We start from the raw sequence: 9803 nt of genomic DNA on the forward strand, positions 1-9803 counted from the left end.
CCTGCTCCGCCTGTTAAGCTTGTAGCTGTTTTTTGATAGAATGAATTATCCCACGAATTGCTTGTAGAAACCATTACTAAATCTTTCATTACATATCTTTTTGCAGCAAAACCTTTAATGTCTCTTTCCCATGTCTGCTTTCTTGTGTCTGCTTCTGTGAATGTGTCTACCATTTAGTAACCTCTCAACTCCACACGGCAAACTTCGCTAGCTGCTGCTGTTTCTTGCAAATAGCCTAAGAATGCCCCATTTAATAAATCTGCTGCGTCTGCTGTTACAAAAAGATTTGCTCCGCCAATAGCGACAGCTGTTCCAAGTGTAGCACCTGCACCAGAATCTTTAATATCCCAAACTCCATCCATTGCAGCGCTTACAGTTGTTTTTCCCTCTCCACCTGTAAATTCTTCAATAGTTATTCCTGCGAAAGATTGATCTGCTGCCGAGCTTGCAGCTGCTGTATTTGGGTCTGCTGAGAAATATAAAATTGTTCCTTTTGGTATTGGAGTTGCTGTTGCAACTGTCCTGCTTCTAATAACCTTAGGTGCTATAATACAAACTGCTTCATCTGCCATGCTTTAATATAGAAATATCTTGTTTAAATATCTTCCTCTTTTAAGGAAGTCTCTTTCTTTTCTTCTTCTGTGAATTCTTTTATCTTTTCATCACATAAATCTATTATTTTTTCAGCCATTTCAATCTGCATTAAATTAGTTTTTATAAGAACTTCGTTGTTAAATTTGTTTGTTTCCCAGTCTGCTTTTGTTATTGGAATTTCCATTTTATTTTTTCTTTGAGACTGGGCTCATTCCTGTTCCAGCATATCTTTCTTCTGCTTCTCTTGCCCATTTTTCATCAGCTGTTTCTGGCTTTGTTTGATTTTGTCCTGCGTAACTTCTTCCATTAACTAACATTTCCGCAGTTGCTTTTTCAATTCTCTTTCTTTCGTCTGTTATCTGCCCAAGAGTTTTTTTAGTTTCTTCAAGAATTTTTTTTGCTTCGTCTATTGGGTTAAATTCAATTTCTGCCGCTGTTAGCACTTCTCCACTATTAACCTGCACATCTTTAGCAATTTCATCAATCATTAATATTTTAAACTTTGTTCCTTTATTAACTTTTCGGGAGCGTTAGAATTTTTTTAAAAATTATCGGAGCGACTAATTTACAAAAGAAAAAATCTTTGTCTTGCAGTATTCACTTTCTTCTTTTTTCCAATAATTTTGAAACTTTGTAATAGCAACAATAAAAGATGCAATTAATCCAAAAACTATTCCCTGCCATGATAATCTTCCGCTTGATAAACTTCCAAGAAAAACTAAACTTCCTGCTAAAAATGAATTTATAATATTCCAAAATATTTCTTTTTTATTCTTCTGTGAAATTAATTTTGCCTTTGTGTATTGATTTGCCATTATTTTTTCATTATATTATTTAATTTGCCTGCTTTTTTTTCATCACTTTCTGGAGGATTATTTTTCGGCAGCTCATTTGTCGGCATATCTCCTGCTGTTTCTGTTACAGGCTCAAGAGAAGCTGGGAACTCAAAGTTAATTTCTATTCCTAACTGCAATCTTATCTGCTCTTCCATAAACTTTTGTTTTCTTTCTGTCGGCTGTTGGAACGCTAAATAAACAATCTTAGCCGAAGCATCAGTTGTTCCTTCACTCCATCCTATAATAACTTCCGGACAATTACATGCGCTTACAAAATTTCTTAATAAATTATTTAGATATTGAATTGCATCTACTGCAGAAGGTATTGCTGCTCCATCTTTTTCTTCCAGTGTTTTATCTGGGATTACTATAATTTCACAATTTTTATATGAGCTGTTTAGTTTTGCTTCTACTTCTGTCAAAGTTGTTGTGTCGTCTGTATTTGCTACAAATAATCTTAATGGCCTTACTATCCTATGAAATCTAATTCCTAAATCTTCTTGTAATTGCTTTATTTGTTTTATAATTGGCTCTGCTCTTTTTGCTAAACTTTTTCCGTGTATTTCATCAGCTAATCTATTCCAGCATAAATGAAATATTTGTTTTGGCTCAAATTTATTAACCATCTTTTTCTGCCCAGAAATTGTAATGTATTGTTCATATCTATCTAAAATTCCGTTGTCATTAACTATAATTTTTATTGTTCCTGGATTTATCGGCTTTAAATTTGTTATTCTTCCTGCTTTATCTTTTATTATTTCAGCGAAAGAATCTCCGCAGATCAATGCAGTTCTCAACTGATTTTCAAAGATAGAATTTATATCATCTTTTCCCCAGCCTTTAATATTTTTAATTTTGTTAATTTCTTTTTCTTGTCCTTTAAAACCCTTTCCTACTGTCCAGCTTGCTAAAATATCTACTAATGCTCCAAAAATAGAAACTTCTTCGTAATATCCGTGCCATTTATTAAAATCTGGTGTGTGAGAGCTTTCTTCTCCTGTAACTCCATCTATTTTTGAACTTTGAGAATTATAAAAATCTGTTGTGTTTGCTGTTGGGTCTGTATATGAATTTGTGTTTAAAGTCCCTACAACTGAATTTGAAACATCCATGTTGGAATTAGTTAGAAGATGTTAATAAATGTTTTTATGCGAGATAATACACATTAATTTGAATAGAATTTATAAAATAATCTTCAAAAACTGCATCTCTATTTCCTGAATAAGCAACTCCGAAATTATCTTGATTAATATCTTCTGCTGTCCATGTTTCCCCCCATAAATCCCCACTTCCCCCATAATAAGAATACGCCTCTACCGTTGGTAACGCTGTTAATAAAGGTTTATCATCTCCGCCAATTACTCCATTTTTTACTAATTTTACAGAATTATCAAACAAAGTCGTTCCTGTTCCCGAGTGGTCTAATCTCCAAATCTTAACTTTTATTCCTGTGATTATTGCTCCTGCTGGAATTTCAAAACCAAAATTCGTGCATTTCAAATAATGAGTTACATCTGGCGAAGAAGTATAAGCATAAGCTCCGTCATTTGTTGCTAAGGCAGTTACATAACTTACTCCGTCAAAAAGCCATGTTTCTGTTCCAACTGTTGCGTCATCTGTTACTGTGCTCGGCGCTGTGTAGCCTGTTGTAGAAGTTATTAATAAATTACTTGCACTGCTTGGGCGTTGTGTATTTCCCTGGAATGATAAAACTTCGTTGTCATTCGGAGAATTTTGAAATATCCTGTTTGAAAATAAGCCTGTTCCGATTGCTAAAACCATGTTAAACGCTCCCCAAATAATTAAAAGAATAATTAAAAGTATTAGCCACTTTTTATGCTCCATTTATAAATTTAGTTTTATCCGAAGTTTTTAATAAGTCTATACAATCTTGAAATCTTTTATATAAAATTGTAACCATACTTTCAGCGTCTATTCTTTGAAGTGCAGTCATTGCTGTTCCGCTCATGTCGTAATTAATAACATAAATTGCTGCGAGATTGCTCGCTGCTTCCTGCAAAATATATTTTACATCAACATTTAAAGAAGAATAATTGTCTGAAAAATTATAACCTGCTGCGACATTAATGTAACTTTCAGCCTGTCCGATAAAGAAATTTGTATATGCTTCTGTTGCCGAAGTTGCAGATTTTCTTACTCCTGCTTTATAGCCTATTTGCGCTGTTGTTGCGAAAATTCCTGTATCTGCCATTCTTAATACGAATGAACAAACATATTTAAAGATTTGTCTTGGACGCAAAGCCAGCATGCCCTTATAATTCCTTCTGCTATGTGGCTTCCTATAATTTTATTGCCTTCTTCAAATTGAACAAACGCCAATGCTGCTTTAATCTCATCATCTTTTAATAACTTTATTCTGTGATTTTCAACCAGCATTAATAGATTAATATACATTTCTTCTTTTAACAATTTCTTAGACTTTTTGCCCTCGCTGTCTGTTTGTCTTGAAGCATTATTTAGGGCAAAAGTCTTTCTTTTCGTTTTATAATTATTCATTAATTCTGAATATACTCCGAAGCCTACTCCGCCGTCATCAATTCCTATCTGCTTATAATTATAAGAAATATTTAGAAGCTTTATTTTTTCTGCTGTTTCTGTCGTAAATTTATGCTTTGAAATTTCATGCCCTACTTGTTCAATCTTATTTTTATTTGTTCCATCAAAACTTTCAAAAGTGTTTTCATCTGTTCCAAAGCCTGCTATATCACAGCCTAAATAATATTTTCTATTTGGCAATAAATTTTCTCTTCTTTCCAATACGCAGATCTCTTTTATCTGTTCGTCTGAAAAAACTCTATGAAGTTCATCTAAAAACTGCGCTAAATATTCCTGCGCATATTGAAGTTTTGACATTCTTTCTTTTTCTCTTGCTAAAAATTCCGGCGAATGACGAGGGCAATCTTCCGCTGAAACATACCATTTTTTGTAATGTTCATCTTTAGAAGCTTTGTAAAAAAATGTTTCATTTCCCTCTTTGTCTTTTTTTCCGTGCGGCGTGCTTGCTATATCCATGCTTCCTTTAGAAACTGACAGTGTAGGCGTTGCTGAAATAAAATAAAGTTCGTCCATTCTACTTCCTTCATCTACCATTAATTTTTTTAAAGTATATCCTCTTGTGCTGTCTCCCTCTTCTCCTGCTGCATAACATAAAATTCCCGAGCCATTTTTAAATAATAATTTGTGCATTGTTGGTTTGTCTCGCCCTTTTGCTATTTCTTTTGGATATTTTTCTTCTGCGTAAATCTGCGCTTTTGCCAGCATTAATTGCGCCTGTCTTTCTGTCAGACTTGAAATTAAAACAACTTCTCCTTTTCCAAAATCATTAATGCACATTTCTACAGCCTTTATTGACATTGCAGTTGTCTTTCCTCCCTGACGCGTTGATAAAAGAAAACAATCTTGATACCAGGGTGTTTTTATATATTCTTTCTGCCAGTCGTCTAGAGTTTCCCACGGGCGATTTAAGTCATAAGACTTCCCTTCAGGAATGTTCATTGTCTAAAAATCTCCTGCAAATCTTCTTTACAGATTGCTCCTGCTTCGTTTGGCATCACTTTTAGCATTGCCTGGATTTCTTCCACGTCCTCTAGATTTGCCTGTTTTTCCATAAAATTTTTTGTGAAGTCCTACATCATATAAACATTTAATTAATTCAAGATTCGCTTTACATTACAATAAATGAACAATCATATAAACCGTTAAGATATTGCATATCTTGTTCAATCTTAGTTTTTAATGACTCATTGATTGTTTTCATATTTTCTTTAATAACTCTCTTTGATTGAATTAACCTTATTCTTCTTCCCTTTGTATCAATAGCAAATATATCCACTTTAGAATGACTGCCTGCACTTCTTTGCACAATATCAAACCCTTCTTCTCTTAACTTCTCACAGATTGCATATTCTTTTCTTCTTCCCTGCTGATAGATTGAACTCATCTTCTTTCTTTTCTTTTAATTTCTTTTGATTGCATAAACTCGATTATTCTTAATCCTGGGTTTTTCTTTTCTTCTTCTAAGAACTCATTAAATAATTGTTCTATTTTTTCTTTATCTATCTCAAAATTATTAAATGTTTCTCTCTTCATCTTTAAAAGATTTTCTTTTCTTCTTTGTTGCTTTTCATCTGCTTCTTTTGTTTCTTCTTCAGACATTAACTTTAAGTTTTCTTCTTTCTTTTTTTCTTCTTCTTTTATTTCATTCTCTAAAATATCAACTTCTTTGTTTAAACTTTCTGCTTGTTTAATCTTTTCTTCTTTTAATTCTTTTAGTTGTTTGCCTTTGTTAAAATAATCTCTTAATAGTTCAGTAATTAAAGAACTTCTATTTTCTATTTTCATTAATTCATTTACTAAATCATTTGGAATGTAAAAGTTTATTGCTCCCATTCTTATTTTAAAATATCTATGTATTTAAACATTTGTATGTATATGTATATATGTATATAGATATAAGATATAATATATAGATAAAGTTCCATTGGAAACATACCCCCCCATACCTACATTTCCTATGGAACTTTCCTTAATTTCAATTTCTGAGCGAAGGATTGAGCGAAGGCAGGGCGAAGGATTGAAGCCCTGTTCCCCCATTCCCCCTTCCCCTATCCTAACCCAGTTTGGTTTAATCTCTTGCGGATGCAACTATATGGTTTTGGTTATGGGTTAGGATTGACTGCGGAGCAGGCGAAGGACTGAGCCTGCACTATGTGGGTTTGGAGTGCGGAGCACGGAAAGGGCGGAGCCCTATAAAGTAAAGCCAAAATGCCTTAAATAGATGAGGTGGAACCGTCATTTCCAGTGGAAATGCAGATATTTATGGCTTTTGGGCTGGGATATTCAGGTTTAGGCAGCCCAAAACCTGACAACTTTCAAGAAAAAGGCAGACGGCCACTTGTGGCTGGATGTGAATTTGCTCCGCAAATTCAAAGAATCCAAACTATAAAAAGTTTGCCGGTATACCGATTATCTTGAAAGTAGGCGCAGAATTAGACTTCCCTTAAATGAAGTTAAAAAATTAAAAAAAAAGAAAAAAAATAAAATATTTAAACTTTCTTAGTAGTCAGGGAATTCTTCTTTAGCTTCTCCAGGCCTTACAACTTCTATCTTTTCCTCAGCTTTTTTTTCCATAGGCTTTGCTTCAAATCCTGCAATCAAATCTTTAACCATTTTAACTGCATCTTCTGCTTTCATTCCTTTTCCGATAATTAAGTCCTTTGCATAGCTGACTTTCATACTAACTGGAAAACTCTCTCTTAAATTTGCTGGCTTTTCCCCTTCAAATTTTGACTTTTTCTCACTCTTTGGCTCATACTCTTCACTTTCTTCATCTTCGCTTGCTTCTCCCAAAAATCTTCTTATATTCTTGAAGCCATTTGCCTCAGCAACTTCTACTTTTGCAGTTTTTCCTTCAAAGTCTTTTAATGCTTCACAGCTTTTCTTATCAAAGCAGCTCATCCAGCCTTCAGAAGTTTTAAATCTTGTATATCGCTTGCCTGCCTGAGTTTTCTTATCTTCAAATTCCAGAATTTCTAAATTTTCTTTTGTCATTTCTCGCTTTTTATCCTCCTTTCAGTTTTGTCTTATAGACTATTCCCGCAGATCTCACACTGCCAAACTCCATTCTTGAAATAACGGCCCTGATTTAGTCATTTTGATGTTTCAAACTCCCTTTCAAATAAAGCATAAACAGGAAGCCTTAAATTATTTTGTCTGCTTCCGCTTTGAGCAAAATCAACAATCCTTCTGTAGCCTGTTGCTTTGCTTAACATCATTTCAATAACTCCATTCATTTCTGCATGATTATGAAGCCAGACATGCTGTCCAAGCCATTCTATAAATTCTTTTTTCTCATCAAAGTCTATATCAAATTCAATAAATTTTATTTCTCTTATTCCTTCAACAAAATTAATGCTTTCATAATCTCTTCTTTTTTTTCTTTCATTAAAGAATTCGTCTAATCTTTTGTAATCTCCACTATTCCCGAAGCACATCATCATTAATCTGTATTGCTTTGTCATTTCATTATCCAATTTAAAAATTTATTAAATAAAATTCCGAGGAGAAATCCTAAAATAAAAACTAAAACTTCGTAAATCATTTTCTTAACTCCTTATATGCGCTTATTCCTTTTGTTAATTTATTTATAATAAAATTGTGCCATGAAATGTTATATCCAATTTCTTTTTTTGCCTTTTTTAATTTCTTAAATTCTGCGTCTGTAAATGTTACTCTTATATCTTTCATAAAATACACACGCACACACTCTTTAAATATATTTCTAACTACTTTATAGTTATCTTATTAATTTTCCAGCAAAATGATTTGTTGCTCCATTATTATTTATTGTTCTATCGCTTCCGTGATTTTGCTGACAATAAACTTCAACCCAATCATTAACAGCCATATTTATTAATGCGCAAACACTCAAATAATTTTCTATTGCTCCTCCTAATGTATGTGTGTGCAGTCCTATTGGCGCGCTTGAAGAATTTTTCATAATATAAATCATTCCTGTATCTCCCTCTACTAAGTTTGTGAAATTTATACATGCCTCAAAAAGATAATAACCTGCTGTCTTTGCTGTAAATCTGCTTGAAGCAAATTCATTATTTACATCATAATCTTCGCTTCCAAAAGTTACTTTCGTTATTGTTCCTGTTGATATTGTTTGGCTTGTTCCTGCCCATGCTCTGAAACTTGAATCCTGTCCTAAATGCAATGTTGTAGAAGCGATATGAGTATCATAATCCTGAATTTTTACATTTGTAAGGCTTGTTCCCTGAACAGAAAGTCCAGATGCACTTATGGTTAAAATATCAAACTCATTAACTTTATTCTGTATTGTTCCGCCTGTCCATATTGTATGCGTTCCTGTTCCTGCATTATCGTAGCCTACATGCGTTCCTGACGCAACTGATAATTCTATATGAGGGATTTTAGAATGATCTGCTGAATTTATTTCATCCGTATAAATTGTTTTTATATCTCCAACTTTTCTTATTTCATAATCTTCTAAAATTCCTGCTGATTTATGAAGTTCTGCTTCATTAAATTTCTTAGGTTCTAATTGCTTTTTTATTGACTGCATTATTAATTAAGAAATAAGAAATATAAAAATCTTTATGCTGCGGCTCTTACATATTTCAAAACTGCAAAAGGAGCTGTTGCACTTCCCCCCGGAAGAATTACTAAATCGTGATGGTCTGTTACAAGAGCATCATTTCCTGCGTCCATTGCTGCAACTGCCAAAGCTAAAGAAGCATAAGTCCCTACAATAGTGACGGTTAAATCTCCAGCTGCCATTTTAAGCCTCTTGCACAGATGTAATTAATTCCCAGCTTGCTGCAGCTGCTGCTGCTGCTTTCTTGAAACAAAGTTTATTCTGTGTAGAATCATAAATAATTAATCCAATCTTTCCAACAATAGTATTTCTTACTGCCGTTGTCATTTGTGGAATTGTTAAAGAAGTTGGCTCTAAAATTTCAGTTTCATAAACCATTTTATGCCCTCACATTTGTCAATAGACATAAACTTTCTGGGTCTGTTAATTGACAAACTCCAATTTCAGAAGCCCTTATAGTATATTTTTTCTGAGGGTCTATAATTACATCAACTGTTAAAGGTTGTGTCTGCTTCCAAGTTGCGCATGTCTTTTTAATTCCTACAAGAACTTTATCGTTTGTTATTACTGGTGTTACTCTAATCTCTGCAGTTAAAAGTTTAGCAACCATTCCGTTTTCAATATTTCCTTCTGCTAATTTGAATGTTGGATGATTTAAGACTTTTGAATTTGTAATTAAATAAGTGAATGTTGCTTCATTCATTGCGAAAAATCCTCTGCCTGATGAGTAGAAAGGATATCTGTCTGTGTTTATTGCTTCTGCGCATCTTGCTAAGTCAAATACTGGATCTCTGTTTGCTATTGTTGCGCTGTCCCATTCATAGCCTGCTGTTATAGCAACTGTGTTAATTGTTGCAGGTGTATCTGCTTCTGATAGAACATTGTAAATCTTATTATCTACTGAATAAACAACTGCATCGCTTACATCAGATATAGTTTCAGCTTCAACTGAAATATTAGAAGTTAAAATATCCTGCCAGTAAATTACTCCTTCTCCTCCATGCTGTAGAATTATTGCATGCTTTAAAGTAACTCCTCTTTCTAAGAATGGAAAGTCTGCCCCTCTTGGGATATCTCCTACTGGACTTCCTGCTCCACCAGTCAAGCTTGTAGCTGTTTTTTGATAGAATGAATTATCCCACGAATTGCTTGTAGAAACCATTACTAAATCTTTCATTACATATCTTTTTGCAGCAAAACCTTTAATGTCTCTTTCCCATGTCTGCTTT

17 protein-coding genes are annotated in these 9803 nt (G+C 33.6%); all 17 read right to left on the reverse strand.

Going from position 1 to position 9803, the window contains the following annotated elements; genetic code table 11:
- Positions 1 to 173: 173 nt before the first annotated feature.
- Positions 174 to 572, reverse strand: coding sequence for a hypothetical protein (locus tag M0R35_07085; GenBank protein ID MCK9595420.1), 399 nt, complete (start codon positions 570 to 572; stop codon positions 174 to 176).
- A 23-nt stretch (positions 573 to 595) separates the two neighbouring features.
- Positions 596 to 778, reverse strand: a complete 183-nt coding sequence (locus M0R35_07090) for a hypothetical protein (GenBank protein ID MCK9595421.1) — start codon at positions 776 to 778, stop codon at positions 596 to 598.
- A gap of 1 nt (position 779) precedes the next feature.
- On the reverse strand, positions 780 to 1082 hold the full coding sequence (locus M0R35_07095; protein MCK9595422.1) for a hypothetical protein: 303 nt from the start codon (positions 1080 to 1082) through the stop codon (positions 780 to 782).
- Positions 1083 to 1154: 72 nt separating this feature from the next.
- Entirely contained in the window at positions 1155 to 1409 is a 255-nt protein-coding gene (locus tag M0R35_07100) for a hypothetical protein (protein MCK9595423.1), read from the reverse strand.
- Positions 1409 to 2542 (reverse strand): phage portal protein, encoded by a 1134-nt coding sequence (locus M0R35_07105; protein MCK9595424.1) that lies wholly within the window; start codon positions 2540 to 2542, stop codon positions 1409 to 1411. The genes M0R35_07100 and M0R35_07105 overlap by 1 nt, the downstream gene beginning before the upstream one ends.
- Before the next feature lie 34 nt (positions 2543 to 2576).
- On the reverse strand, positions 2577 to 3275 hold the full coding sequence (locus M0R35_07110; protein MCK9595425.1) for a hypothetical protein: 699 nt from the start codon (positions 3273 to 3275) through the stop codon (positions 2577 to 2579).
- Positions 3265 to 3642: a hypothetical protein gene (locus M0R35_07115; GenBank protein MCK9595426.1), complete on the reverse strand. Its 378-nt coding sequence runs from the start codon at positions 3640 to 3642 to the stop codon at positions 3265 to 3267. Before M0R35_07115 ends, M0R35_07110 begins: the two co-directional genes overlap by 11 nt.
- Positions 3643 to 3644: 2 nt before the next feature.
- Entirely contained in the window at positions 3645 to 4946 is a 1302-nt protein-coding gene (locus M0R35_07120; GenBank protein MCK9595427.1) for a hypothetical protein, read from the reverse strand.
- 169 nt (positions 4947 to 5115) lie between these two features.
- Complete coding sequence (locus M0R35_07125; protein MCK9595428.1) at positions 5116 to 5391, reverse strand: hypothetical protein; 276 nt, start codon at positions 5389 to 5391, stop codon at positions 5116 to 5118.
- A complete protein-coding gene (locus tag M0R35_07130) occupies positions 5388 to 5840 on the reverse strand; it encodes a hypothetical protein (GenBank protein MCK9595429.1) in 453 nt (150 codons plus the stop codon). Before M0R35_07130 ends, M0R35_07125 begins: the two co-directional genes overlap by 4 nt.
- A gap of 666 nt (positions 5841 to 6506) precedes the next feature.
- Complete coding sequence (locus tag M0R35_07135) at positions 6507 to 7001, reverse strand: hypothetical protein (protein ID MCK9595430.1); 495 nt, start codon at positions 6999 to 7001, stop codon at positions 6507 to 6509.
- 98 nt (positions 7002 to 7099) lie between these two features.
- On the reverse strand, positions 7100 to 7471 hold the full coding sequence (locus M0R35_07140; protein MCK9595431.1) for a hypothetical protein: 372 nt from the start codon (positions 7469 to 7471) through the stop codon (positions 7100 to 7102).
- 76 nt (positions 7472 to 7547) lie between these two features.
- Positions 7548 to 7697, reverse strand: coding sequence for a hypothetical protein (locus tag M0R35_07145; protein MCK9595432.1), 150 nt, complete (start codon positions 7695 to 7697; stop codon positions 7548 to 7550).
- A 49-nt stretch (positions 7698 to 7746) separates the two neighbouring features.
- Complete coding sequence (locus tag M0R35_07150) at positions 7747 to 8541, reverse strand: hypothetical protein (GenBank protein MCK9595433.1); 795 nt, start codon at positions 8539 to 8541, stop codon at positions 7747 to 7749.
- Between the two features lie 32 nt (positions 8542 to 8573).
- A complete protein-coding gene (locus M0R35_07155; protein ID MCK9595434.1) occupies positions 8574 to 8756 on the reverse strand; it encodes a hypothetical protein in 183 nt (60 codons plus the stop codon).
- A 1-nt stretch (position 8757) separates the two neighbouring features.
- Positions 8758 to 8952: a hypothetical protein gene (locus M0R35_07160; protein MCK9595435.1), complete on the reverse strand. Its 195-nt coding sequence runs from the start codon at positions 8950 to 8952 to the stop codon at positions 8758 to 8760.
- Between the two features lies 1 nt (position 8953).
- Positions 8954 to 9803, reverse strand: an 850-nt coding sequence (locus tag M0R35_07165) for a hypothetical protein (protein ID MCK9595436.1), incomplete at its 5' end; no start/stop codon positions are given.

The sequence above is a fragment of the Candidatus Omnitrophota bacterium genome, from assembly GCA_023227985.1.
Lineage (GTDB): Bacteria > Omnitrophota > Gorgyraeia > Gygaellales > Profunditerraquicolaceae > JALOCB01.